We start from the raw sequence: 26047 nt of genomic DNA on the forward strand, positions 1-26047 counted from the left end.
CTGCCCGGTCGGCGTTCCGCGCGGTCGAGGCAGCGTATCCGGCGACCAGTCATGGTATCCGTCGCGTGCCGGGCGCTCCCCGGCCCCGACGGCGCACGTGGCCGAGTGGCGGTTCGGCGATGTCCGTAGGTTATCGACTCGGCGCGGGTTCGCGAGCATTTCGATGTGCCCGGGGTTTGCCCGGACGGCGCGCCGCACTGTTCGTTGCACCCGGTCGAGACCGGTGGCGCGCGCACCGCGAACCACTGGGCCCTCGCCCGCGACAGCGCGACGCCCCTGCGTGTCCGCTCGATCGCCGGTCCGCTTCCTGGCTCGTCGATCGGCCGAATCCGGGCGGTCTCGAACTGGCACTGACGCCGCGCGCTCCGGCCACATACGATCCCTCTGATTCGCCAGCGGAACGTTCGGGAGCGCACCACGATGTCTGCCCCCTCACCAGGGACGAGCACGCGGCTGCGCCTTGCCCGGATCACGGGGCTGGTACTCGGCAGCCTGGTGTTCCTGCACGCCTGCGAGCGCAGCAAGAGCGCGCTGCTCGGCGATGTGCGGGTGGAGGTGGCGTTCGCGGCCGCTCTCGGTGCGGCCGCCCTGGCCGCGGCGTGGTTCGAGATCAAGCTGCGAGGGCTGGAGCAGGACGCCGATCCGCCGTGGGACGACGCCGAGCAGTACGAAACTCCCAGTCCTGGGAATTTTCCCGGTCGAACCGGACGTCGGCCGGACACGGCGTACGGCGGGAGCGAGCGAGCGCGTCGCACGGAGGCGGCCGCGAGGCCTGCTCCCGTGGCCGACCTCGAAGACGACGAGCAGCTCGAACCCGATGAATCCGCAGGGCGCGCCGATCTCGTCGCCGGGATTGCGCGGACATTGCGGATCACCCGCCTCGCCTCGGGCGAACGGCTGCCCCTGCCGACCCTGGGCGCGATGACGAAATGGATTCGCCGCGCCGACCCCGACGACGAAGCCGACCCCGGCGAACTCGACGACCAGGACGAGACAGAGCAGATCACCCGCACCGAGACGGGCGAACTCGTCATCGAATCGAGCAGGCGAACGGTGCGGGCCAGGATCGGCCGCTCCGGCGACCTCGTCGTGCACGGCCGGTGGCACGGTGGTGCGCATCCACCCTCCGAATGGAAGTGGACGTTCCACCCCGACGCCTTTCACGCGATTCGCAGCGCCCTCGGCGACGGGCCCGGCGACCTCCTCGATCTGCTCGAGGACACCATTCCCTGGCTGGGCACCGGCGCCCGCGAAGACCCCGGCGCATGGCTGCGCGCCCACGACATTCCCGCGACCTACCGAGAGAAAGGCGTCAACGCCGCGCAGACCACCCGCGAACTACCCGTCCTCCGGCCGGGCCGTCCACCGCAGCCGACGCGCGCGGGCAAGTCCCTCCGCAGGCAGCCCGATGACGCGTCCGCACGACGGCCGGCCGAAGCTGTGGACGACGACCATGCCCGGCTCTCGTCCGGTCGCGAACGACCTCCGGCCGCTCCGAGAGCTTCCGAGCGCCGCTCCCCACCAAGCGCCGCCGCCTCCCGACCCTCATCCCACCGCGCCGGTGCCGATCGACGATCACGCGACGACGTGGGGCAACAGAACCTCCGGTCCGACGACTACGGCTCGGCCGCGCGAACGTCCTCGGCGCGCCGAGGACGCGGCGAACCCGAATCGGCGCAGCGCAGCGATCGGTGGCCCGTTGCGGAAGAGCCGCAAGTACCCACCCGGCCCACCCCCGGCCGTCCCGACCTCCCGAGACGTCGACAACGCGAACTCGCCGACGACGACCAGCACGTCGGCCGCCAGCCGGATCGCTACCCCGACGAGACCGATTCCCCTCGTTCACGACCCGGCCGGCGGTCAGGGCGCAACCTTCAGCCGCCTCCGGACTTCGAGCCGAGGACCAGCCGACGGGACCGGCCCGTACCGTCCGAACGAACCCCGGAACGGACCTACGACCAACCGCCACCCGACCGCCGCCATCAGCGCTCACGGCGCGAAACCCCGTCCCCTTCGCACGAGTCCACCTCGCGGCGCGGGTGGTAGGACACGAAATCGGCGCTGCCACCCGGCGCTCCGGGTGACAGCGCCGAGAAGCGGGGCTCAGCTCGCGCGGTGGGTGAACCGGCCGTTCTCGAAGCCGGCCACCATACGGAAGGCGAGGACGGCACCCCACGGGCCGATCACCCAGATCGGCCAGAAGTAGGTCAAGGCCCCGACGCTCAGCGAGACCGCACCCCAGATGACGAGCACCAGCAGGCTGACGGCGAGCCAGGTGCTGCCCTCGATGCGCTGCCAGATCGGGATACGCGGGCGCGCGGAAGCCGGTGCGACGGCATCCTTGCCGAGTTCGGGCAGATCGGACAGCACCGAGCGCAGGTCCTCACGATCGGTGGTGGCGTACACCTGAGCGACGCGCTGGTCGTATTCGGCCAGATCGAGCCGCCCGTCTGCCATATGCCTGCCGAGCAGGCGCACCACGGCGTCGCGTTCGGCATTCGAGGCGCGGGTGCCGGTGGAGAGTTCCATGCCTGGTCCTATCGACGGTTCCACCCTCCATAGTGGAATATAAATCTAGCATAACCCTCCAAAGTGGAATGTCAACCCGGGGGCGTTCACCGTCCGAAACCGCGGACTTCCCACCCCGCGGCGGTAATGTTCGGATGGACGAGAACAACTGTATGGACAGGTGTTCGGCTCGCGGGCCCGACGAACGGCCGGCTCCGCGTCCCGACCAACTTCGCTGGAGGAGGAACAGGTGGCGGAAACCGTCCGCGGGGTCGTGGCCCGCAGCAAAGGCGCACCGGTCGAGATCGTCGAGGTGGTGATTCCGGATCCCGGACCACACGACGTGGTGGTGCGGGTGCAGGCTTGCGGCGTCTGCCACACCGACCTGCACTATCGCGAAGGCGGTATCACCGACGACTTCCCGTTCCTGCTCGGTCACGAGGCGGCGGGTGTGGTGGAAACCGTGGGCGCCGCGGTCACCCACGTGGCGGAGGGTGACTACGTGATCCTCAACTGGCGCGCGGTCTGCGGCGAGTGCCGGGCTTGCAAACGGGGCCGGCCCTGGTACTGCTTCGACAGCCGCAACGCGAGCAAGAAGATGACACTCGCCGACGGGACCGAGCTGACCCCCGCACTGGGCATCGGAGCGTTCGCCGACAAGACCTTGGTGCACGAGGGCCAGTGCACCAAGGTCGATCCGGCGGCCGACCCCGCGGTGGCGGGCCTGCTCGGCTGCGGCGTGATGGCGGGCATCGGCGCGGCGATGAACACCGGCAACGTCTCGATCGGCGACACCGTCGCGGTGATCGGCTGCGGCGGCGTCGGCGACGCGGCGATCGCCGGAGCCCGGCTGGCGGGGGCCGAGACCATCATCGCGGTGGACCGCGACGCCCGGAAACTGCGCTGGGCCACGGACTTCGGCGCCACCCACACGATCGACGCCACCACCGAGGACGTGGTCGAGAAGATCCGGGAGTACACCGACGGGTGGGGCGCGGACGTCGTCATCGAGGCCGTCGGGCGACCGGAGACCTGGAAGCAGGCGTTCTACGGCCGCGACCTGGCCGGCACGGTGGTGCTCGTCGGCGTGCCGACTCCGGAGATGACCATCGAGATGCCGCTGCTGGACCTGTTCTCCCGCGGCGGCGCGCTGAAATCCTCCTGGTACGGCGACTGTCTGCCGGAACGCGACTTCCCCACCTTGATCGGCCTGCACCGCCAGGGACGGCTGCCGCTGGACCGCTTCGTCACCGAACGCATCGGGCTCGACCAGGTGGAGCGGGCCTTCGCCGAGATGCACACCGGCGATGTGCTGCGCTCGGTGGTGGTCTGGTGACCGCCCGCATCGACCGCGTCGTCACCTCCGGCGACTTCTGCCTGGACGGCGGCACCTGGGCGGTGGACAACAACATCTGGCTGGTCGGTGACGACGACGAGGTGGTCGTCATCGATGCCGCCCACGACGCGGGCCCGATCCTCGCGGCGGTCGCGGGCCGCGCCGTCCGCGCGATCGTGTGCACCCACGGGCACAACGATCACGTGACGGTGGCGCCCGAACTCGCCGAACGCTTGAACGCACCGGTCCTGCTGCATCCCGGCGACGAGCCGCTGTGGCGCATGACCCACCCGGACGCCGGCTACCAGCCGCTCGGGGACGGCGACCGGATCGCGGTGGCGGGCACTGAGATCCACGTCCTGCACACGCCCGGGCACTCCCCCGGATCGGTCGCCCTGCACCTGCCGGACGCGAAAGCCGTGTTCACGGGCGACACGCTGTTCGCGGGCGGGCCCGGCGCGACCGGTCGCTCGTTCTCCGATTTCGGCACGATCATCGAGTCGATCCGCGACCGCCTGCTGACGCTGCCGGAGGAAACCGCGGTGCACACCGGGCACGGCGATTCCACCACCATCGGCGCGGAGAAACCGTTCCTGGCCGAGTGGATCGCCCGCGGTCACTGAGACCTCGAGGACGTAATCCCGGCCACGGGCCGCCGACGGCGCGGAATGGCGCGACGAGGTGCGGCGTTGCCAGGCGCGCGAGTTGATTGCGACGACAATGGCAGGATCGAACCCATGGCTGAACACACCGCTACACCCGCCACCGCGGCGCCGAGCGCGCCGGAGCCCACCACGCTGTGGGTCGAGCGCACCGGAACCAGGGCCTACACCGGGCGCAGCTCCCGTGGCGCCGAGGTCCTGATCGGTTCGCAGGGCGTTCCCGGTGTGTTCACCCCCGGCGAGCTGCTGAAGATCGCGCTGGCCGCCTGCTCCGGCTTGAGCGCGGACTTCCCGCTGTCGCGCAAACTCGGCGACAACTTCGACGCGACCATCCGCGTCTCCGGCGACGCCGACCGGGAGAACGAGGTCTACCCGCAGCTGGACGAAGTGTTCGAACTCGATCTCAGCGAACTCGACGACGAGGCCCGCGAGCGGTTGCTGGTCACCGTGCAGCGTGCGATCGACAAGGTCTGCACGGTGGGACGGACGCTGAAGGCGGGATCGAAGGTGACCCTGTCGTTCGACATCGAGGCCTGATGGACGAGGCCGTTCGGTTGAGCGCCTGGGTACACGGCCTGGTCCAGGGCGTGGGTTTCCGCTGGTGGACTCGGTCGCGGGCGCTGGAGCTGGGCCTGGTCGGGCAGGCGAGGAATGCCAGGGACGGCCGGGTGCACGTGATCGCCGAGGGGCCGCGACCGGCCTGCGAGCGGTTGCTCGCACAGCTGCGTTCCGGCGATACTCCTGGTCAGGTCAGGTTGGTTGTGGAAAGCTGGGAGCCCGCGCGGGGTGATTTGACCGGCTTCGAGGAGCGGTAGTGGTGGTTCGGGCGACGAGGGGGGTACAGCGGTGAGCACGCGGAATCCGGGTGACGACGAGCGCCGGGACGATCCCCAGCGGCCGTCCGGGACGCCACGCCCTGACGAGAACGAGCCTGCCGCGGCCACACCCGGGTCCGGCGACGAACAGGACTGGTCGACGCCCGTCTCCGGTGGCACGGATCCCGCTTCCACATCGGGTGGCCCCGAGCAGTCCGAGACCGACTGGTCGACGCCCACTTCGGTGCCGCCCGGCAGCCCGAGCGGTCCGGCCGAGCAGCAACCACCCGCCGAGCTCCCGCCGCGTCCCGGCAGTATCCAGCGGCAAGAAGCCGGCGTGACCCAGCCCCGCCCGCCCACGGTGGCCGAGCTACGGGCGAGGGACAAGGCCCGCAAGCGCGCCGAAGAAGCGCAGCGCGCGGCCGCGGCGGCCGAGGAGGCCAAGAAGCGCACCCGCAAGCGCGTCATGATCGGCGGTGCCGCCATTGTCGGCGTCGCCGCGCTGGTCGGCGGCGGCTACCTGACCTATCGCGCCCTGACCGCGCCGGACCGGGTCACCGCTCATTGCGTGAAAGTCGAGAACGGCCAAGAGATCGTGGTGGACGACTCCCACTGCGGCGACGGTCGTCCCGGTTTCATCGGCGACACCGGTGTCGGTCCCGGTCTGATCATCCTCGGCGGCGGACCCCAGTACCGCTACTACTACGGCGGCACCGGCACCGTCGGCAGACCGCCGACCGGCGGCACCACCATCAAACCGAAAGGCGCCGAGATCAAGACCAAGAGCGGCACCACGATCCAGCGCGGCGGCCTGGGCAGCAAGAGCACCGGCGGAGGGTCGTAGATGCGGCGCGTGCGGGATACGCCTCGGGCGGGCTGGCAGCGGATCATCGAGGGCCAGGGCCTGGTCTACGGTTCGCCGGGCCGGGACGCGAGCGGTCAGCCGCGGCCGTACTGGGACGAGTCGGTGCACTACGAGTTCGAGATGCCGGAGATCCTCGCCTTGGAGGCCGACGTCGAACTGCTGCACTCGATGTGCCTGAACGCGGTGGAGCACATCGTGTTGACCGAGCGGTACGCCGATTTCGGCCTGCCCGAATGGAGCTGGGGCCCGATCGCCGAATCCTGGCGGCGCTCCGACCCGCATGTGTACGGACGCTTCGACCTGCGTTACGACGCGCGGCGCCCGGCGAAACTGCTGGAGTACAACGCGGATACGCCGACCTCGCTGCTGGAGGCGGCGATCGTGCAGTGGCACTGGCTGACCGACCGCTACCCCGGCGGCGACCAGTGGAACTCGTTGCACGAGAAGCTGGTCGAGCGGTGGGGCGAGCTGCGCGACGTACTGCCCAGCGCGCAGTTGCATTTCACCTGGTCCGGCGCGGACGCCACCGGTGAGGACAACGTCACCACCGCCTACATGCAGGAGACCGCGGCCGAGGCCGGGTTCGACACCATCGCGCTGCCGATCGAGGAGATCGGCTTCGATTCCGCGCTGGAACGTTTCGTCGATCTGGCGGAGGCTCCGATCGAGGCGATCTTCAAGCTGTACCCGTGGGAGTGGGCGCTCGACGACGATTTCGGCAAGCGCGTCGTGGACAGCCTGCCGGAGACCATGTGGATCGAGCCGCTGTGGAAGACGCTGCTGAGCAACAAGGCGATCCTGGCGGTGCTGTGGGAGATGTACCCGGGCCACCCGAATCTGCTGCCCGCCTATCTCGACCAGCCCAATGAGCTCACCGAGTACATCCGTAAGCCGAAGCTGGGACGCGAGGGCGCCAATATGACGATCGTCGGCGCGGGTTTGGAGACCGCGACCGGTGGCGTCTACGGCGAGGAAGGTTACGTGTACCAGTTACTCGACCCGCTGCCGGAATTCGACGACATGCGCCCGGTGCTCGGCGCGTGGATCGTCGGCGATGCCGCGGCGGGCCTCGGCATCCGCGAGACCGCGGGACTGATCACCGACGACGGCTCCGCCTTCGTCCCGCACCGCATCACCGATTGAGCCTCGTCACCGGCAAGCACGAAATAATCTCGGCCGCCCGCCAATCCCTCTCGGAAGGATCAAGATGACCGCAGTCGCCCTGGAATCGGGGTACTGGAGTTCGCTGGGCGAGGGTGTGGGAGCGATCATCCTCTACGCCCTCGTCGGCTTGGTGCTCATGCTCGTCGGCTTCTACGCCATCGACCTGACCACGCCGGGCAAGCTGCGCAAACTGGTGGTGGCGGGCAAGCCGAACGCCGTCATCGTCACGGCCGCGGGCATGATCAGCATGGCGTTCATCGTCGTGCTCGCCATCTTCGCCGTGGGCGGCGGCGGCAAGCTGTCCGAGGGACTGATCGCCGCGCTGGTGTTCGGCCTGGTCGGGATTGTCGCCCAGGTCATCTCGGTGCGCGTGATCGAGCGGGCGCTCGGGATCGACATCGGCACCGCGCTACACGCCGACACCTACACCACCGAGGTACTCGTGGTGGCGGCCGCGCATTTCGCGCTCGGCTTGGTCGTCGCCTTCGCGATCCTCTAGGCGTATCCGCGAACTCATCGGGCGGAACGTTCGGCACCGGCCCGGCACCCCTCGCAGCGGCGCGGCCGCTGGTCAGTGCTCGTCCGCGTGGTCGAGACAGTACGCCGCCGCGGCGAGGTACTGGCGGCACTCCGGACCGTGACCGGCGTGCACGCCGCGGACGAACAGCGCGCGATCGAGGTCGAGATCTGTCGGGTCCGCGGAACAGTCCCGGTATCGGCTCCGCCAGAGGTCCTGCGTATCCAGCGATGTCTGCATCGTGCACCTCCCGTGCTGCGTGTCAGTGCGAGAAGGCTTGCAATGTCCTTACGCCGGAGGCATACCCGCTCGGGCCTCTCGGCAACCGGTGTGGTTCACCGGGTCACCAGCCGCCAGTCGTCGGGCAGGCGTGCCGCGGTGATCTGCGCGCCCTCGGCCTCCAGGTCGACGGTGGTCGCACCGAGCCGCAGCGCGCGCAGCGAGACCTTGCCCCACCGCGCCGGTAGCTGCGGCCGGACGGTGAGCGTCCTGCTCGGCGTGTCCGGGTCGAGTCCGAGGAACGAGCGCACCAGCAACAGCGGCGCGGCGCTCGCCCACGCCTGCGGCGAGCAGGACGTCGGATACGGCACGGGCGTGGCGAATCGGGACCGGGGGAAACCGCAGAACAACTCCGGCAGGCGCCCCTCGAACGCCGCCGCCGCGTCCAGCAGGCCCGTGGCCAGCCGGGTTGCCAGCTTCACCGCACCGGGCACGTGCCGGTAGCGCAGCAGCCCCGCCACCGCGATCGCCGTGTCGTGCGGCCAGATCGAACCGCAGTGATAGCTCATCGGGTTGTAGGCGCCCATATTCGAGGCCAAGGTGCGCAGCCCGAAGCCGGAGTCCATCTCGGGAGCCGCCATGCGCGCCACCAGCTCGGCCGCGTGCTCGTCGGTGGCGATACCCGACCAGAGACAGTGCGCCACATTGCTGGTCAGCGCGTCGACCTGCCGCTTGCCCCCGTCCAGCGCCACGGCGTACCAGCCACGGTCGGGCAGCCAGAACTGCTCGGCGAACTTGACCCGCAACTCCGCGGCGCGTTCGCGCAGCAGGCCGGCCAGGCGCGGGTCGTCGAACGCCTCGGCCAGCTCGGCCCGGGCCAGCATCGCGGCGTGCACATAGCCCTGCACCTCGCACAGCGCGATGGGCGCCTCGGCGATATGGCCGGTGGCGTAGTTGATTCCGTCGAAACTGTCCTTCCACCCCTGGTTGATCAGGCCGCGGTCGGTGGCGCGGCGGTACTCCACGAAGCCGTCGCCGTCCCGGTCGCCGTAGTCGGTGATCCAGCGCAACGCGGCGTCGGCGGCGGGCAGCAGTTGCCGGATCACCTCGGAGTCGGCGCCCCAGCGATGGCATTCGGCCAGCAGCATCACGAACAGCGGCGTGGCGTCGGCGGATCCGTAATAGATGTTGCCACCGAACACCTGCCCGCCCGCCGGGCCGCGGCGCATCTCGTGCATGATGCGTCCGGGTTCCTCCTCGGTGAGCGGGTTCACGTCCTGCCCTTGCAGTTCCGCCAGCTGCTCGAGGGTGCCCAGCGCCAGATCGACCTCCAGCGGTAGCGCCATCCACGCGGTGAGCAGGCTGTCGCGGCCGAACAGGGTCATGAACCACGGCGCACCCGCGGCGACGAAGGGGCGGGCGTTCCCGGATTCGTCGTGCATCTGCAACGCACCCAAGTCGCTCTCCGTGCGGCGCAGCACGCGGGTGAGCGCCGGGTCGGACGCGGCGATGTCGGTGGCGGTGTCGCGCCACGCCTCGATCTTGCGGCCCGGCGCGCTGACGTTGTAGTGCTCCCCGGGCGACACGGCTTGGAATCGCTGGTTTCCCACCGTCGGCTGGGCGATGATCTCGGTCTGCCAGCATTCGCCGACCGGCACGATCACCCGCCACAGCAGCGAACCCGGAAGAACCTCGGGTTCCACCGTGGCGGAGATCGATATTCCCCGGCTGCGGTCGGCGTGGTCGTGCAGCACCAGTTCGCCGTCGGCGACCGTCACGTCGGCCCGCGCGTGCCCCGCCCGGCCTTCCTTCACCGCGAAGAGGTCGACGAAGTCGGCGTCCACGTGCAGCTCCAGCAGCACCGCGGTGGGCTCGCGGCCCATGTTCTCCAGCGTGATCAACTCGTGCATGCCGTCGGCCACGATCCGTTCGCGCACCACCAGCAGCGTGCTGTCGGCCAGGCCCGCCTGCGGGGGCCTGCGCAACACGAACCTGGCGGCGAACGCCTCCGGACTGAGCACCGAAAGGGACTCGGCGGGTTTGCCGTTCACCAGCAACTCCCAGCGCGACAGCACGCGGGCGTCCCGGAAGAACAAGCCGTGCGGCTTACCCGGTTCGACGTCACCGAGCCGATTGGACAGGCAGAACGTGCCGCCTTCGACCAGGGTCACCGAACCGCACCCCCCGAACCCGGTGGGCTCACCGGAGTTCAGGGGGGCCGGGGTCAACGGGGTGGCACCGCTCACGCCAATCCGCTCGCCGCGATCCGGACGGGCGCGGAGCCGGTCGCCGTGGCGTCGAGCGGCGCGGCCGCGGGCGCCGCGATGTCGAGCGGCGCGGCGCCGAACCGCTGCTTGGAACGCAGCAGACGGCGATACACCTGCTCGTACCCGAAGCCGAGCGTGTCGGACCCGAAATTGGCCTGTACGTGGGCTCGGCAGGCATACGGGTCGATGCCACGGACCTCTTCGATGGCCGCGGGCAATTCGGCGGGATCCTCGCAGATGCGGCCGGTCACGCCGTCGACGATCACCTCGGACACCGCCCCGCCGCGCAGCGCGACCACCGGCGTGCCACAAACCATGGATTCGATCATCACCATGCCGAACGGTTCCTCCCAGCGGATTGGGAACAACAGGCAACGCGCATTGGCAAGCAGCTTACGCTTGGCCGCCGCGTCGGCGAGTCCGAACACGTGATCGTTGTCCGTCAACATCGGCCGCACCTTCTCCTCGAAGTACGCCTGTTCCGGACGTTCGCTGCACTTACCGGCCAGCACCAGCGGGATGCCCGCCGCGTGCGCGGCCTCCAGCGCCAAGTGCGGGGCCTTGCACTCGTTGAACCGGCCGAGGAACAGCGCGTAGTCGTCCTTCTCGACACGGAACGGCCAGTCGTCGGCGTGCAGCGCATTGTGCACGCGCCCGGACCAATTCAGGCCCGGCGCCAGCTCGCGCTGGCGGTCGCTGATCGCGACCAGCGCCACCTCGTCGCCCAGATCCTGGTAATAGCGGTAGATGTCGTCCTCCACCGGCCCGTGCACGGTCAGTACCGTCGGCAGACCCATGCCCTGGAAGACGGACGCGTTGAGCGGGCCTGCGAAGGTGTGGTCGTGCACCAGGTCGACACCCGATGTGGCCACGAGCTTCTCGATGGCGCGGCGCACCCGCAACGCGTGCACGACCTCGGGAAACGGCTCCCCGAGACGCTCGGGCAGCGCCCGATCCCACACCGGCACGAACTTGGCCTTCGTCCCCGGTTCCCCCGCGCCAAACAGAGTCACGTCGTGGCCACGGGCCACCAGTGCGTCGACCAGATCGGCCACCACGGCCTCGACACCGCCGTATGCCTTGGGCGGGACGTCGAAGTACGGCGGCACGACCATCGCGATCCGGAACGGACCGCTGGAGCGATCTGTCGACACGTAGTCGCACGACGGCATCTCCAGATCGGACGACGCCTGCGCGGAAATCGGCACGGAAAGCGCGCTCATGACCCTCCTTCCAGGGACAACCAAGTAGCACTCGCATTCACCCAGCACTCGGAGTACCGGGCGCCGAACTGAACTAAGTGGCCCCCGCGGCGGAGGTGAAGACCTAGCTGCACCGCCGTCCATGGGGCTTGGTTGGCCTGGTCACGCCTTCGGCATGATCAGGGGGGCCGAGTGGGAGGTACCTCAGGCGGTGTGGTTCAAACCACAGTTGGGGAAAAATCCCGTCGTCCAGCGATTGTTCAGCTACCGATGGGTAGTCCGGTGGCCCCGCCTTCTCCGACAGTCGGTCGCCGCGTGTCTCACCCTTCGAGGACGACCTGCGGCTCGCAGTCGGCCGCGGTGGCATCGCCGCCCGCGACGATGAACGACAGCAAATCTTCCGCTTCCGCGCGCACCGCCGCCTCCTCGGTCGCGGACAGCGGATGCCAGGGCATGATGCGCAGCGTGGCGCCGTCCAGCGACCAGCGGCCGTGCACGAAACCGTCGACCAGATACATGGGCACGCCCGCGGAAGCCTCCCTGGCGGTGCGCTTCCGGTCTTCCTCGCTGATGATCCTGCGGCGGTCCTTGTGGCCCAGCAGCGCGTTGTCGAAGGCGGGCAGAAAGCGTACGGGCACGGGCAGATCCGGCTCGGCCAACGGCGCGTCCGGCAGATCGAACAACACACGGTGCTGGTCGTCGGTGAACACACGCAGCCGGGTACGTAGGTCGTCGACGACCTCGGCCAGCCGGGTGATACCCGCCCACGCCTGCATATCCGCTACCGTGGCCGGACCGAACGCGGCGAGATAGCGCAGGACCAGTGTCTCGGGCTGGGCCACCTCGGCCATGGGCAGGCCCGTCCATTCCTCGGCCAGACCGACCGTGACCTGCCGATTGCGCCACCGCCCCCACGCGCCGGTCTCGGGGCCGTGGGTCAAGGGGACCAGCAACTCGACGGTTTCGGCGAGCCTGCGCGTGTGCCGGTCCGGGAAACGCCGGGCGAGCAGGTCGCCCAGTTCGCGGCGGCGCAGCCGCTGTCCGGCCAGCAGTTCACGTCCGGCGGCCGCGAGTGCTCCCAGATCGACGCCGTCGATCTCGTCGCGAAAATACGGCGCTTTCAGCGCGGCATCGACCACCGGTTGCACCGTCGGCCGCAGCCAGCGGTAGTCCGCGGCGTCGGCCAGATGGACGGTCCGGCGGATCATGGTGGAGCGCACCAGCCTGCGGTCACGCAGCAGCGCGGCCAAATCGTCGTGCCGGAACTCCGCGAGTCGCGACCACAGCCCCACATAGGGCCAGTTCGGCTCCTGGCCCTGCACCGCGACCAGATGCCGGACCAGTTCGAGCGGGGGCAGCGCCACCCGCTCCACCAGCTTCTGGCGCACCAGCAGCGTCCGATTCAGCTCGCGCAGTGATAGTTCCGTCATGCGCCCATCTTCGTCGAGCCCACCGACATCTCGACGCTCCTCGTGAAGCGTGCGCACCGTGCCACGGGTGCCCGCGAGGGCGTCCGGGGTTCACTGATCCGGTAGGCAGCGGCCTGGATCGGGCAAGTCGGCGCACGGCGCGTTGCCGTGCGCGCGCAGCACCTCCTTGCCGGTCTGATCGGTCAGGAAGTGCAGAAAGCTCGCGGCGAGCGAGTCGCCGGGCAACTCGCCGTTGCTGTAGGCGTACTCGACTCCCCAGAAGGGGTAGGCGCGGCGCACCGCGGCGTCGCGGCCTGCGCCGACGCCGTCGATCACCAGGGTCGGCAGGCCCGCGTCGACCGCCTCGGAGAACTCCGTATAGCCGATGGCTCCGGGGATCTCGGCCACCGCCTTGCGCATGTCGGCCGTGACCTGGACCTCGCAGTGCGCGGGCGCGGTGGTGACGGTGCCCTTCAGCGCCGTGCAGCTCACGTGCGGGCGATCCGGCTGAGTGCCGTCGAGCAGCCTGCGTTCGAAGGTATTGCGCGAACCGGAGCCCGGGGTGCGGTTGACCAGCACCACCGGCAGGTCGGGTCCGCCCACCTCGCGCCAGTTGCCGATGCCGCCCCGGTACAGATCCCGGATCTGGGCGACGGTGAGATCCCGGACGCCGACGCCGGGATGCACGATCATGGTGAACAACGACAAGGCGAGCGGACGGTGCACCAACGCCGGATAACCGCTGCCCTTCGCACCGTCGGTGATGGCGAGCAATCCGGAGTTGCCCGCGCCCTCCTCGGCGAGCCGGTCCAGTCCACGCTCGGTGCCCTCGAAACCGAACGCGAATTCCGCACTGTTGCAACGCTTCCGATACTGCTCGGCGGCTTCCCTGATCACCGGGCCGAATGCCGACGACCCGGTCACGGTCAGTTTGCCCGAGGCGCATTCCAGTGGCGTCGGCGACGGCTCCAGCGCGGCCACCACCAGTTGGACGACGATCACCAGCACCAGGAATATCGTGAGCGCGACCATCATCAGCGGAATTCCGGTGCGGCTGCGGGTCTCGGTGATCCGGCCGGCTTTGATGCCGCCGCGCAGCACCGGTTGCGGGTATTCGCCCACACCTTCGGAACGCTGCAGGATCGCCAGGATCTTGTAGTGATCGCCGGGGCCGAGCGGCACCTTCGGCAGGTCGATCACACCGATGTGCCCGCCGGTGTCCTCGCGTACCGCGATGCCGGAGTCGGCGTCGAGGTTGTCGGCCAACGCGGGATCGCTGAGTTCGTTGACCGCCATGCCGATCACGCGGCGCTGCGGAAAGCGCAGGTGCAGACCGATCCGCGCGGCTTCCGGCGCCTTGTAGTCATGACTGTCGATGGTCGTGACGCCGCTGTTCTCGATGCGCACCAGCACGACCGAGATGTCCTTCAGGTCGGGGCTGGCGCCGTCGGCCTCGGGGCGCAGCTGCGGAAGCACACCGGGGAACACCGACTCGATCTCGCCGGTGACCGGCGTGTCCATCTGTACTCGATAGCCGAGCCGCCTGCGGCCGGCGAAGACGAACTCCCACAGGAACGCGCCGATCGGCACCGCGATACCGATGAGCGCCAGTACGATTTCGAGCGGAAAGTCGCCCACCAGTCGATCCCCCCAGCAATCCGTGTGGCCCTCATTCTCGGCGGCGATCGCCTACCGCCCCAGGCGAAGTCGAAGTGTTCGGCAACAGTTAACCCGGCGGTCACGCTCGCGCGCGAGTCCAGGCCGAGAGATCCGCCAGCGGCCAGGTGTTGATCACCCGTTCCGGCGCGACACCGTTCGCGAGCGCGCGCTCGCAACCGTAGCCCTGCCAGTCGAGCTGTCCCGGGGCGTGCGCGTCGGTGTCGATCGAGAAGTAGCACCCCATCTCGGCGGCCAGTCGCAGCAATCGCGAAGGCGGATCGAGTCGTTCGGGCCTGCTGTTGATCTCCACGGCGGTGCCGTAGGTGCGGCACGCCTCGAACACCACCTCGGCGTCGAACGTCGACTCCGGCCTGGTGCCGCGTCCACCCGCGACCAGGCGGCCGGTGCAGTGGCCGAGCACGTCGACGTTGGGGTCGGCGACCGCGTACGCCATGCGCTTGGTCATCGTCGCGCTGTCGTCGCGCAGGTGCGAATGCACGCTGGCCACGACGATGTCCAGGCGGGCGAGCAGATCCGCCTGCTGGTCGAGCGTGCCGTCGTCGAGGATGTCCACTTCGATGCCGGTGAGGATGCGGAACGGCGCCATCCGATCGTTGAGTTCGGCGACCACGTCGAGTTGCTTGCGCAGTCGGTCGGCGGACAGGCCGTTGGCCACGGTCAGGCGCGGCGAATGGTCGGTCAGGGCGCAGTATTCGTGCCCGAGCGCCGCCGCGACGCGCATCATCTCCTCGATCGGGCTGCCACCGTCGGACCAGTTCGAATGCGTGTGCAGATCGCCGCGCAACTGTTCCCGCAACGGTTTGCCCGGCGCCCCGATGGGCTGGGCGGCCGCACGCAACTCGGCCAGGTATCGCGGCACCACACCGGCGTACGCCTGCTCGATGACGGCGGCGGTCTTGGGCCCGATGCCCGCCAGTTCGGTCCAGCTGCCGGCCGCTCGGCGCGCCGCGCGCTCGTCGGCGGGCAATCCCGCGACGACGTCGGCGGCGCGCCGGTAGGCCTTCACGCGGTGGGTCTCCGCGCGGGAGCGCTCCAGCCAGAAGCCGATCTCCCGCAGCGCCGCCTCCGGACCGGGCGCCGCGGCCCGGTCCGGCATCCCGCTCGGATCCTGGTCGGACACCGCGCTAGCGCACCCGGCTGTATTTGACGAAGGCCACGCCGTCCTCGAACACGGTGCTGGTGATCACCCGGAACTTGGCGGGTTCGGGCAGGCGCGGCCCGGCGCCGAACAGCGGGCGGCCGCGGCCGAGCACGATCGGGTAGAGCTTGAGGAAGATCTGGTCGATCTCCGGCAGCAGCACCTGCGCCAGTTCACCGCCACCACACAGCCAGATGCCCAGCCCGCTCTCCCGTTTGAGTTCACGGACCTTCTCGACCGGGTTCTCCGTGATCAGCTCGACGGCCGGATCGGGGCTCTCGGGCAGCGTGGTCGAGACCACGAACTGCCGCAGGTGCGCGTACGGCGTCGAGGTGCCGGTGCGCACGCCGAAGTCGTGCGTCTTGCGCCCCATCAGCACGGTGTCGAAATAGCGATTGTGCTCCTCCACCCCGAGCGCCTCGCGGACCTTGGTGGGCAGCGTCTCTGGGTACTGCGCGTTGATCGACGGACCGTGGTCGCCGCCGACCGGGAAGAAGTCGACCGAGCCATCCTCGGTGGCGATGAATCCATCGATCGTCGACGCGACGTAATAGGTGAGCTTGCGCATGCTTCCCTTCCTCACGGCCGGCTGACATTCCGAACCGCCCTGAGGAAACGGTAGCCCGCCCGCGCTAGCGACGGCGAGGCTTCGGCTGGCAGCGCGGGCAGGAGTAGGACGAGCGGTTCATGAACCGCTCCCGGATGATCGGCGCACCACACCGGCGACACGGCTCGTTCTCCCGACCGTATACGGCCAGAGCGCGTTCGAAGTAGCCCGACTGGCCGTTGACGTTCACATAGAGCGCGTCGAACGAGGTACCGCCCGCGTCGAGCGCTTCGCCCATCACCGTCGCCACATCGGCGAGCAATCCGCGCACCGCGGGCTTGGACAGTCCCGAGGCGAGCCGGCCACCGTGGATCTTCGCCCGCCACAGCGCCTCGTCGGCGTAGATGTTGCCGATCCCGGAGACGACGCCCTGATCGAGCAGGACGCGCTTGATCTCACTCTGCTTACCCCGGACGACGGCGACCACGGACTCGGGGGCGAACCGCGGATCCAGCGGGTCGCGGGCGATGTGCGCGACCGGCTGCGGCACCAGGGTGCCGTCCACCTCGACCAGCGGCGCGAGCGCCCAGCCACCGAAGGTGCGCTGGTCGACGAAACGCAGCTGGGTACCGTCGCCGAAGGTGGCGCGGATGTGGGCGTGCTTCTCCAGCGGCGCGTCGGCGGGCTGGACCAGCATCTGACCGCTCATGCCCAGATGCACGACCAAGGCGGCTTCCGGGTCGTCGAAGGTGAGCCAGAGGAATTTGCCGCGCCGCTCGGCCGACTCGACCCGCAGGCCGGTCAACCGCGCGGCGAGATCGGCGGCGCCTTCGAGATGGCGGCGCACCGAGCGAGGATGGGTGATCGCCACCGATTCCACGACCCGGCCGACCACATGCTCGGCGAGGCCGCGTCGCACGACCTCGACCTCGGGTAGTTCGGGCACGTCAGGTTTCGGCGGTCAGCGCCTCGTAGGCGGCCCCCGCGGCCTTCTGCTCGGCTTCCTTCTTGGACCGGCCGACACCCTGCCCGTAGGCCCGTCCACCGACCACCGTGGTGGCGGTGAATTCCTTGTCGTGGTCGGGCCCGGTCGAGGTGATCTCGTAGCTCGGCACGCCGAGACCACGCTCGGCGGTGAGTTCCTGCAGGCTTGTCTTCCAGTCCAGTCCGGCACCCATTCGCGGTCCGCGCTCGAGCAACTCGGCGAACAGCCGCAACACCACGGCACGAGCCACCTCGATGCCGTGCTCCAGGTGCACGGCGCCGAGCAGTGACTCCATGCCGTCGGCGAGGATGCTCTCCTTGTCCCGGCCGCCGGTGAGTTCTTCGCCTTTGCCCAGTAACAGGTGCACACCGAGGCCGCCATCGCCGAGCCCACGGGCTACCTCTGCGAGCGCGCGCATGTTCACCACGCTCGCGCGCAGCTTGGCCAGCTCACCCTCGGACTTCGAGGGATGCTCGTGATACAGCCGTTCGGTGATGCTCAGCCCGAGCACGGAGTCGCCGAGGAACTCGAGACGCTCGTTCGTCGGCAGACCGCCGTTCTCATACGCGTACGACCGATGGGTCAGCGCGAGACGCAGAAGATCCGGCTGCAGATCGACGCCTAGGGCGGCGAGCAGGCTCGCGTGTTCACCGGACGAGTCGGGTTCGTCGGTCACGTCGCTACGACAGGTCTAACGATCAGACCGCGGCGGTGACCTGGCGGCCCTTGTAGGTGCCGCAGGACGGGCAGGCGATGTGCGGCAGGGTCTTCTCGCCGCAGGCGCGGTTCGGGCAGGTGATCAGGGTCGGCGCGGTGGCCTTCCACTGGCTGCGCCGCGACCTGGTGTTGGAACGGGACATCCGGCGCTTGGGAACGGCCACGACTACTTCTCCTCTGTCTAATTGCTCTGCCGGTTCGGCTGATCGGTCTTGCTCAGTGGTCTCGGTCGGCCGCACCCTCGTCGGGGCTGCCTGTGCCGGGCGATCCGGAGGCGAATTTAGCCAGTCCGGCCCAGCGAGGGTCAAGTATCTCATGCCCGTGGTCGGATCCCGCAATCGCCATCCGTACGCCGCATTCCGGGCACAGTCCCGCACAATCCGGCGAGCACAGCGGCTGCAGCGGCAGCTCGAGACCGACGGCGTCGATCACCACGGGCTCCAGATCGATGGTGTCGTCGATCAGGCGGTGGACCTCGTCGTCCTCGGTGGTCTGCTCGGTGGCGCTGTCCGGATAGGCGAACAGCTCGGTCACCCGCAGGGTGACCTCGTCGCCGAACGGCTCCAGGCAGCGCGAGCACTCCCCTTCGATCGGCGCGGTGACCGTGCCGGTGACCAGCACACCTTCGGATACCGCCTGCAACTGCAAATCGAGTTCCACCTGCGCGTCCACGGGGACGGCGATCAGATCCAGACCGATCCGATTCTCGGTGGTGACGGTGCGGCGCAGCTCGCGCATGGTCCCCGGCCTGCGGCCGAGGCTGCGGGCGTCCAGCACGAAACCGGCGTCCGGCAACCGGCGCTTGGCCGACTTGGGACGCGACGCGGAACCGGAACCGGCGGACATCACGAACTCACTCACGCTCGAGGGGATATGGGCAACCACCCCACAATACGCGATCAGGCGGTGCGCTCCCAAAACGCAGCCCCTCGCGCTCGGCGCCGCTACCTGCGGAATTCGCTGGCGTAGTCGGGTACGCCCGTGCCACTGCGCAGCTGGTGACGTCCCCGCCCGACCGTGCGCAGCGTGCTGGTCAGCGTCTCCTCGAAGTCGGCCAGCCGGGAGTCGACGTAGTGATCGCATTCCTCGCGCAGGCGATCGGCTTCGGCGTGCGCGGCGTCGATCACCCTGGCCGATTCGGCGTGCGCGGCCCGGACCACGTCGGTCTGTGTGACCAGCCGCTCCTGCTCGGCAAGCCCTTCGGCGACGGAGCGGTCGTAGGCGGCCTTGCCCGCCTCGATCATCCGGTCCGACTCGACGCGCGCCCGGCCGGTCACCGCCTCGTATTCGGCGTTGCCGTCGGCCACCACCCGATCGGCCTCCTCCTGAGCGGAGGCGACCAGGTGATCGGCGTGCGCACTCGCCTCGGCGACCATCCGGTCGGCGTGCGCCTTGGCGTCGGCCAGGATGCGATCGGCTTCCTCGCGCGCCGAAGTGATGGTGTGCTCGGCCTGCTCGTTCGCTCCGGTCACGGCGGTCTCGGCCGCGGTCCTGGCATCGGACACGATCTTGTCCCGATGGTCGAGCACGTCCTGGGCGTCGTCCAGTTCGCCGGGCAGCGCGTCCCGGACGTCGTCGAGTAGTTCGAGCACGTCGCCGCGCGGCACGATGCAGCTTCGGGTCGGGGGGATGCCACGCGCCTCTTCGACGATGGCGACAAGTTCGTCGAGCGCTTCGAATACGCGATACATGCTCACTACCCTCCTGCGGACTCACGGCGAAACTCTCCGCCCAGCCCAGTGTGCCCCTCGTCACGGCTCGTGCCGAGTCACTTTCCGGTGTGTCGTGCCAGTGTCTCGCACGCCACAAAATCAAGTGGAGACCTCTTCTCCGCTTCGTGTTACATTTTTTCTGGAAGGTCGACCAAGACCTTGTGTTCGATCGGAAAGACGATGACTGTTCTGGAACTACCGCGCCCGGCGGGAGTGAGCGCCACCAGCTTCTTCGTGCCGTGGGGCGGCCCCTACCCGGCGTTGCCGGCCACCGCGGTCGCGACCAAGTTCGGACAGCTCACCCAGTATCTGCGCGGCGATCGCGCCTTCGCTCAGCTGATCCGGTTCGCGCTGGTCGGCGGGTCCAGCAATATCGCCTATGTCCTGCTGTTCTTCGCCATGCACGGTGCCGGGCCGCTGCTCGCCAATGTCGTCGGCTCCGTCGTCAGCACCATGATCGCCAACGAACTGCACCGTCAGCTCACCTTCCACGCGGCGGGACGGGTCGGCTGGTTCACGGCACAGTGGGAAGGCGGCGGGCTGGCGATGGTCGGCCTCGGCGTCACGACCGCCGCCCTTGCCGCGCTCGGCGTGTGGGCCCCCGGCCTCGGGGACACCGCCCAGGCCGCCGCGATCCTCGCCATCACCGCCGCCGTCGGCGGCATGCGCTTCCTGGCCTTGCGCGGCCTGGTGTTCTGAGCCGGTCCTCTTCGCAGCTCAGGGCGCACCGGTGCGGCGGGACCCGGCTACGTTCGGGGCTTGTTTCTCCGTCAGTTCTCGCGCTCGGCCAAGCGGTCGAGGAGGCGCTTGTGCACCGAAGGGGGCAGCATGTCGGCGACGTCGCCGCCGTACGCCGCGACCTCCTTGACCAATGAGCTGGACAGGAAGCTGAGCGACGGGTTGGTGGCGATGAAGAAGGTGTCCACCCCGGAGAGCTTCTTGTTCATCTGCGCCATCTGCAGTTCGTAGCCGAAGTCGCCCGCGTCGCGCAGGCCCTTCACGATCGCGGTGACACCCTGCTCGCGGGCGAAGTCGACCAGCAGGCCCTGCCACGACTCCACCCGCACGTTGGCCAGGTGCGCGGTCGACTCGCGCAGCAGCTCGATGCGCTCCTCGACGGTGAACATGCCCTGCTTCTTCGGGTTGATCAAGACGGTGACGACGACCTCGTCGAACTGGGCCGCGGCCCGGGTGAAGACGTCGAGGTGTCCGTAGGTCACGGGGTCGAACGACCCGGGGCACAGTGCTCCTGCCATGAGGCGACGCTAGCAGGGCGACCGCCGGCGGGCACGCGCGGCCGGACGCGCCTACCCGTCCGGCTCGAACTCCGCGAGATCGATGCGTGTTTCGCCGTACCGTCGCGATTTGGCCGGGAGGAAGCCTGCGGGCCAGGCTATTTCGGGCGAACGCGCCGAACGCTCCAGCACCACCGACGCCCCTGGACGCAGCCAGCCGTGCTCGGTCAGCGCCCGCAGATCTGCCAGCACCGCGGCGTTGTCCACCGCGTAGGGCGGGTCGGAGAAGACCACATCGAAGCGGCCGGCACCACCCTGTCGCAGCACGTCGGCCACCGTCGCGACCCGCAGTTCGGCGCCGGGCAGCCCGAGGTCGGCGATGTTGCCGCGGACCACGGCCGCGGCCTTGCGGTCGGACTCGACGAGCAGCGCGTGCTCGGCGCCGCGCGACAGCGCCTCCAGCCCGAGCGCGCCGGAACCCGCGTACAGGTCGAGCACGCGCGCGCCCGCGAAATCCAGCCGGGCGTCCAGCGCGCTGAACAGCGCCTCCCGCACGCGGTCGGAGGTCGGGCGGGTGCCCGACGGCGGCACCCGCAGGCGCCGCCCACCCGCCGTTCCCGCGACGATCCGCGTCATCCGGCGGACGACTCCCGGACCGCCAGTTCGATGAGCAGGTCACCGCCTTCGACCTGTTGCACGGCGCCGATGGCGACGCGGCCGACGGTGCCCGCGCGGGGCGCGGTGATCGCGGCTTCCATCTTCATGGCCTCGATGGTGCCGATGGTGTCACCCGCCGCCACCGAATCGCCTTCGGACACCGCGAGAGTGACGACACCGGCGAACGGCGCCGCGACGTGGCCGGGATTGGTCTTGTCGGCCTTCTCCGCCGCGGGGATCTCGCTGGCGATCGACCGGTCGCGCACCGAGATGGGCCGCAACTGCCCGTTGATGATGCACATCACCGTGCGCATGCCGCGCTCGTCGGGTTCTGAGATGGCTTCCAGGCCGATGAGCAGGGTGACGCCCTTCTCCAGTTGCACCCGGTGTTCCTCGCCGCGACGCAGGCCGTAGAAGAACTGGTTGGCCGACAACCCGGAGGTGTCGCCGTACTTCTCGCGGTGGGCGAGGAATTCGGCGGTCGGGCCGGGGAACAGCAGCCGGTTCAACGTCGCCCGACGCTCCTCGGAGCTACCGGCCAGGGCCTTCTCCTCCGCGGGCGTCAACCGTGTCTCGGGTTTGGCCGCGCCGCGCCCGGCGAGTGCCTTGCTGCGGAACGGTTCGGGCCAGCCACCGGCGGGGGTGCCCAGTTCGCCGCGCAGGAACCCGATCACCGAGTCCGGGATGTCGTAGCGGCCGGGGTCGGCGGCGAAGTCCTCGACCTCGACGCCGGTGCCGACCAGCGCCAGCGCCAGATCGCCGACGACCTTCGAGGACGGGGTGACCTTCACCAGACGCCCGAGCAGCCGGTCGGCGGCGGCGTATTTCGCCTCGACCTCCTCGAACCGGTCACCCAACCCGAGCGCGATGGCCTGCTGACGCAGGTTCGACAACTGCCCGCCGGGGATCTCGTGGGTGTAGACGCGACCCGTCGGCGCGGGCAGCCCGGACTCGAACGGCGCGTAGACCTTCCGCAGCGCCTCCCAGTACGGTTCCATGTCGCAGACGTTCTGCAGGTTCAACCCGGTGTCGTACTCACTGTGCGCCGCCGCGGCGACGATCGCCGAGAGCGCGGGCTGGCTCGTGGTACCGGCCATCGCGGCACTCGCGCCGTCCACGGCGTCGGCGCCGGCCTGCCAGGCGGCCAGATACGTGGCCAACTGCCCACCGGGGGTGTCGTGGGTATGCACGTGCACCGGCAGATCGAAATTGCTGCGCAACGCGGTGACCAGCTTGGTCGCGGCCGGAGCGCGCAACAGTCCGGCCATGTCCTTGATCGCGAGTACGTGCGCGCCCGCGTCCACGATCTGCTCGGCCAGCTTCAGGTAGTAGTCCAGGGTGTAGAGCGTCTCGTCCGGATTCGCCAGATCGCCGGTGTAGCTGATCGCGACTTCGGCGACCGCGGTGCCGGTCTCACGGACCGCGTCGATGGCCGGGCGCATCTGGTCGACGTTGTTGAGGGCGTCGAAGATACGGAAGATGTCGATACCGGTGGCAGTCGCCTCGGAGACGAACGCGCGAGTCACCGCTTCCGGATACGGGGTGTAGCCGACGGTGTTGCGGCCACGCAGCAGCATCTGCAAGCAGATATTCGGGATCGCTTCCCGCAATGCCGCCAGCCGCTCCCACGGATCCTCGTACAAGAATCGCAATCCCACGTCGTAGGTCGCGCCACCCCAGCACTCCACCGACAGCAGCTCCGGCGTCAACCGCGCCACATGCCCCGCCACTCCCAGCAGGCCGTTGGTGCGCACGCGGGTGGCCAGCAGCGACTGGTGCGCGTCGCGGAAGGTGGTGTCGGTGACGCCGACCCCCTTCTGCGCACGCAGCGCCTGCGCGAAGCCCTCCGGCCCCAGCCGCAGCAGCCGCTGGCGCGAGCCGTCCGGCGGCGGCACGCTCAGATCGATCGCGGGCAGCTTGTCGTGCGGGTACACCGTGGTCGGCCGCTCGCCGTGCGGCTTGTTCACCGTGACGTCGGCCAGGTAGTCGAGGATCTTGGTGCCTCGGTCGGCGGATTGACGCAGGGTCAGCAGCTGCGGACGCTCCTCGATGAACGAGGTGGTGACCAGGCCCGCCTTGAAGTCGGGATCGTCCAGCACCGCGAGCAGGAACGGGATGTTGGTGGCCACGCCGCGGATGCGGAATTCCGCCAGCGCCCGGCTCGCCCGCGCCACCGCCGCGCCGAAGTCGCGGCCGCGGCAGGTGAGCTTGACCAGCATCGAGTCGAAGTAGGCGCCGATCTCGGCGCCCAGGTTCGCACCACCGTCCAGGCGGATGCCCGCGCCGCCGGGGGTGCGGTAGGCGGTGATGCGGCCGGTGTCGGGACGGAACCCGTTGGCCGGGTCCTCGGTGGTGATCCGGCACTGCAAGGCCGCGCCCCTGATCGTCACCGCGTCCTGGCTCAAGCCCAACTGCTCGAGCGTCTCCCCGCCCGCGATGCGCAGCTGCGACTGCACCAGGTCCACGTCGGTGATCTCCTCGGTCACCGTGTGTTCCACCTGGATGCGCGGGTTCATCTCGATGAAGACGTGGTTGCCGCGCTCGTCCAGCAGGAACTCCACGGTGCCCGCACACGAGTAACCGATCTGCCTGGCGAAGGCGACCGCGTCGGCGCAGATCCGTTCACGCAGCGCGGGGTCCAGATTCGGCGCGGGCGCCAGCTCGATCACCTTCTGATGCCGACGCTGCACCGAGCAGTCCCGCTCGAACAGGTGCATCACATTGCCGTGCTGATCGGCCAGGATCTGCACCTCGATATGGCGAGGGTTCACCACCGCCTGCTCGAGGAACACCGTCGGGTCACCGAACGCCGACTCCGCCTCCCTGGAGGCCGCCTCGATCGACTCGCGCAACTGCTCCGGCGCGGCGACCCGGCGCATCCCGCGACCGCCACCACCGGCGACCGCCTTGACGAAGATCGGGTACTCCAGCTCGCGCGACGCGGCCAGCAACTCTTCCACGTCCGACGACGGCGCGCTCGAACGCAGCACCGGCAGACCGGCCGCCTTGGCCGCCTCGATGGCGCGCGCCTTGTTACCAGCGAGTTCGAGCACTTCGGCCGACGGGCCGATGAACGTGATGCCCTCGCGGGCGCACGCCGCCGCAAGATCGGGATTCTCCGACAAGAACCCGTATCCCGGGTAGATCGCGTCCGCGCCCGCCGACTTGGCCGCCTCGATGATCGCCTCGATCGACAGGTAGGCCCGCACCGGATGACCGGGCTCGCCGATCTGGTACGACTCCGCCGCCTTCAACCGATGGACCGAATTGCGGTCCTCGTAAGGAAACACGGCGACTGTCCCGATGCCGAGTTCGTAAGCCGCGCGGAAGGCTCGGATGGCGATCTCGCCACGGTTGGCAACCAAGACTTTCGAGAACATTGACCTAAGGTACCCGCCCGCGTGAACCGCACCGACAGGGAATCCCCCTTCGCAAACCTCTTCACAAGACCGCCTAGCACCGTTGCGAAGTTGCGTTCACAGCGCCGACACATGGGCGGCGCCGCAGCAACCGGTGTGCTGCCCGGCGGCCGGGGCCGGTCCGAGGTGGGTGCCGGTGGCCGCCGCGCGGTCGACCGACGGCCGGGCTCGGCCCCGAGACCTCGACACGCGGCCGCGGCCGCACACGAGGCGAACCACGCGGACGACGAGTTCGGGAGTGCGGATCTCCGGTAGCCGCCGCCGGGTATCGGCGAAGAGCCGATTCGATTCCGCGCACGACCCGGGGATTCCGGGAACGGTCGATACGAATTCGGCGTGCCCGGTCCTGCCGATAGCCGGAACGCAAGCCGGCGCCGAATCGGTGCGCGGCGATCGTCTCGGGCAAATATCCGATGTGAGGTCGCTCGCGGCGCGCCACCGGACAACTTCGCGTCCGCGGGGCCGACCGGTGCGGCTCCTCTCCGACCGCAGGTGGCCGCGGCAGCGGCTCCCGATCTCGGGTCGGTCGTTCCTGGCGGCCGCACCGCGTCCTATGCTGAGAGTGCAGCTGGTTCACCGCAGCACGACGAGATGGAGCCCCGACGTCGCGCGACGGAGTCGAGCCCGCCCGTGCGGCGACGTTACGGCGGGCGAGAGGGAACCCGGTGGGAATCCGGGACTGTCCCGCAGCGGTATGCAGGAACGACCGCCGTCACCAGGCACTGGGTTTCACCGAGCCGGAAGGCTCCGCGACCCGGGAAGCGACGGCCAGTAGGTCGGCCATCGGGAGCACTCCGGCGTACGCCGGCCCGCACGGCCGGTGCCCGCGAGTCCGAAGACCTGCCAGTCGTGCCGGGTACGCCGTACCCGGCGGCCACCGCCTCGTGGATTGGGCGTGCGGATCACCAGCTGACGTGTCGGGCTCCTCGGCCGGGATTTCACCGGCATGTCGCAAGGTTCTCCGCCTGCCCGTACGGCGATGGCTTTCGTCCA

At 69.4% G+C, this 26047-nt stretch carries 25 protein-coding genes and 1 riboswitch; of the genes, 9 read left to right on the plus strand and 16 right to left on the minus strand.

Features of this window, described 5'->3' with window-relative positions:
* The first annotated feature begins 420 nt into the window (after positions 1–420).
* Entirely contained in the window at positions 421–2046 is a 1626-nt protein-coding gene (locus tag ABZ420_RS02580) for a hypothetical protein (RefSeq protein ID WP_357116319.1), read from the plus strand.
* A 57-nt stretch (positions 2047–2103) separates the two neighbouring features.
* Here the strand turns inward: ABZ420_RS02580 and ABZ420_RS02585 are convergent, their stop codons facing one another.
* Entirely contained in the window at positions 2104–2529 is a 426-nt protein-coding gene (locus tag ABZ420_RS02585) for a DUF1707 domain-containing protein (protein ID WP_357116321.1), read from the minus strand.
* A 229-nt stretch (positions 2530–2758) separates the two neighbouring features.
* Here ABZ420_RS02585 and ABZ420_RS02590 point away from each other — a divergent pair, with 229 nt between their 5' ends.
* The 7 genes from ABZ420_RS02590 to ABZ420_RS02620 all read left to right on the plus strand — a co-directional run bounded on the left by ABZ420_RS02590 (position 2759) and on the right by ABZ420_RS02620 (position 7849).
* Complete coding sequence (locus ABZ420_RS02590; RefSeq protein ID WP_357116323.1) at positions 2759–3844, plus strand: S-(hydroxymethyl)mycothiol dehydrogenase; 1086 nt, start codon at positions 2759–2761, stop codon at positions 3842–3844.
* Positions 3838–4467 carry an MBL fold metallo-hydrolase gene (locus ABZ420_RS02595; RefSeq protein ID WP_357116472.1) on the plus strand — a complete coding sequence of 210 codons (630 nt, stop codon included), beginning with the start codon at positions 3838–3840 and terminating at the stop codon, positions 4465–4467. The genes ABZ420_RS02590 and ABZ420_RS02595 overlap by 7 nt, the downstream gene beginning before the upstream one ends.
* Positions 4468–4581: 114 nt before the next feature.
* Positions 4582–5043: an OsmC family protein gene (locus tag ABZ420_RS02600; protein ID WP_357116325.1), complete on the plus strand. Its 462-nt coding sequence runs from the start codon at positions 4582–4584 to the stop codon at positions 5041–5043.
* Positions 5043–5321 (plus strand): acylphosphatase, encoded by a 279-nt coding sequence (locus tag ABZ420_RS02605; protein ID WP_040868369.1) that lies wholly within the window; start codon positions 5043–5045, stop codon positions 5319–5321. Before ABZ420_RS02600 ends, ABZ420_RS02605 begins: the two co-directional genes overlap by 1 nt.
* A 31-nt stretch (positions 5322–5352) precedes the next feature.
* Positions 5353–6165, plus strand: a complete 813-nt coding sequence (locus tag ABZ420_RS02610; protein WP_357116327.1) for a hypothetical protein — start codon at positions 5353–5355, stop codon at positions 6163–6165.
* Positions 6166–7329: a glutathionylspermidine synthase family protein gene (locus ABZ420_RS02615; protein ID WP_357116329.1), complete on the plus strand. Its 1164-nt coding sequence runs from the start codon at positions 6166–6168 to the stop codon at positions 7327–7329.
* Positions 7330–7393: 64 nt separating this feature from the next.
* Positions 7394–7849, plus strand: a complete 456-nt coding sequence (locus ABZ420_RS02620) for a DUF350 domain-containing protein (protein ID WP_062969855.1) — start codon at positions 7394–7396, stop codon at positions 7847–7849.
* 72 nt (positions 7850–7921) lie between these two features.
* Here the strand turns inward: ABZ420_RS02620 and ABZ420_RS02625 are convergent, their stop codons facing one another.
* The 12 genes from ABZ420_RS02625 to ABZ420_RS02680 form a co-directional block, all read right to left on the minus strand.
* The gene (locus ABZ420_RS02625) at positions 7922–8107 is read right to left on the minus strand and encodes a hypothetical protein (RefSeq protein WP_357116330.1); all 186 of its coding nucleotides are present in this window, start codon (positions 8105–8107) and stop codon (positions 7922–7924) included.
* 95 nt (positions 8108–8202) lie between these two features.
* On the minus strand, positions 8203–10314 hold the full coding sequence (locus ABZ420_RS02630; protein ID WP_357116474.1) for a glycogen debranching N-terminal domain-containing protein: 2112 nt from the start codon (positions 10312–10314) through the stop codon (positions 8203–8205).
* A 14-nt stretch (positions 10315–10328) separates the two neighbouring features.
* Positions 10329–11525: a glycosyltransferase family 4 protein gene (locus tag ABZ420_RS02635; RefSeq protein ID WP_357116476.1), complete on the minus strand. Its 1197-nt coding sequence runs from the start codon at positions 11523–11525 to the stop codon at positions 10329–10331.
* 350 nt (positions 11526–11875) lie between these two features.
* The gene (locus tag ABZ420_RS02640) at positions 11876–12985 is read right to left on the minus strand and encodes a winged helix DNA-binding domain-containing protein (RefSeq protein WP_357116332.1); all 1110 of its coding nucleotides are present in this window, start codon (positions 12983–12985) and stop codon (positions 11876–11878) included.
* A 90-nt stretch (positions 12986–13075) separates the two neighbouring features.
* Positions 13076–14602, minus strand: coding sequence for a substrate-binding domain-containing protein (locus ABZ420_RS02645; RefSeq protein WP_357116334.1), 1527 nt, complete (start codon positions 14600–14602; stop codon positions 13076–13078).
* 100 nt (positions 14603–14702) lie between these two features.
* Complete coding sequence (locus tag ABZ420_RS02650) at positions 14703–15740, minus strand: PHP domain-containing protein (protein ID WP_357116478.1); 1038 nt, start codon at positions 15738–15740, stop codon at positions 14703–14705.
* 28 nt (positions 15741–15768) lie between these two features.
* On the minus strand, positions 15769–16350 hold the full coding sequence (locus ABZ420_RS02655; protein ID WP_357116336.1) for a dihydrofolate reductase family protein: 582 nt from the start codon (positions 16348–16350) through the stop codon (positions 15769–15771).
* A 64-nt stretch (positions 16351–16414) separates the two neighbouring features.
* Complete coding sequence (mutM, locus tag ABZ420_RS02660) at positions 16415–17275, minus strand: bifunctional DNA-formamidopyrimidine glycosylase/DNA-(apurinic or apyrimidinic site) lyase (protein WP_357116338.1); 861 nt, start codon at positions 17273–17275, stop codon at positions 16415–16417.
* A gap of 1 nt (position 17276) precedes the next feature.
* Complete coding sequence (gene rnc / locus ABZ420_RS02665; protein ID WP_062969861.1) at positions 17277–17990, minus strand: ribonuclease III; 714 nt, start codon at positions 17988–17990, stop codon at positions 17277–17279.
* Between the two features lie 22 nt (positions 17991–18012).
* The gene (rpmF, locus tag ABZ420_RS02670; RefSeq protein WP_014987105.1) at positions 18013–18195 is read right to left on the minus strand and encodes a 50S ribosomal protein L32; all 183 of its coding nucleotides are present in this window, start codon (positions 18193–18195) and stop codon (positions 18013–18015) included.
* A gap of 52 nt (positions 18196–18247) precedes the next feature.
* Positions 18248–18877 (minus strand): DUF177 domain-containing protein, encoded by a 630-nt coding sequence (locus tag ABZ420_RS02675; RefSeq protein ID WP_357116480.1) that lies wholly within the window; start codon positions 18875–18877, stop codon positions 18248–18250.
* 98 nt (positions 18878–18975) lie between these two features.
* The gene (locus tag ABZ420_RS02680) at positions 18976–19722 is read right to left on the minus strand and encodes a DivIVA domain-containing protein (protein ID WP_357116482.1); all 747 of its coding nucleotides are present in this window, start codon (positions 19720–19722) and stop codon (positions 18976–18978) included.
* 201 nt (positions 19723–19923) lie between these two features.
* On the opposite strand from ABZ420_RS02680, the gene ABZ420_RS02685 reads away from it, so the two are divergent.
* Positions 19924–20442 carry a GtrA family protein gene (locus tag ABZ420_RS02685; protein ID WP_357116340.1) on the plus strand — a complete coding sequence of 173 codons (519 nt, stop codon included), beginning with the start codon at positions 19924–19926 and terminating at the stop codon, positions 20440–20442.
* Positions 20443–20513: 71 nt separating this feature from the next.
* On the opposite strand, the gene coaD is transcribed toward ABZ420_RS02685, so the two are convergent.
* From coaD to ABZ420_RS02700, 3 genes are read right to left on the minus strand one after another with little or no spacing between them, the layout of a single operon-like run.
* On the minus strand, positions 20514–20999 hold the full coding sequence (gene coaD / locus ABZ420_RS02690) for a pantetheine-phosphate adenylyltransferase (protein ID WP_062969864.1): 486 nt from the start codon (positions 20997–20999) through the stop codon (positions 20514–20516).
* Between the two features lie 51 nt (positions 21000–21050).
* Positions 21051–21614 (minus strand): 16S rRNA (guanine(966)-N(2))-methyltransferase RsmD, encoded by a 564-nt coding sequence (gene rsmD, locus ABZ420_RS02695; RefSeq protein ID WP_357116342.1) that lies wholly within the window; start codon positions 21612–21614, stop codon positions 21051–21053.
* Positions 21611–25015, minus strand: a complete 3405-nt coding sequence (locus ABZ420_RS02700; protein WP_357116344.1) for a pyruvate carboxylase — start codon at positions 25013–25015, stop codon at positions 21611–21613. Before ABZ420_RS02700 ends, rsmD begins: the two co-directional genes overlap by 4 nt.
* Before the next feature lie 692 nt (positions 25016–25707).
* Positions 25708–25896: riboswitch (cobalamin riboswitch) on the plus strand.
* Positions 25897–26047: the final 151 nt, after the last annotated feature.

This window comes from Nocardia sp. NPDC005745 (assembly GCF_040630775.1).
Lineage (GTDB): Bacteria > Actinomycetota > Actinomycetes > Mycobacteriales > Mycobacteriaceae > Nocardia.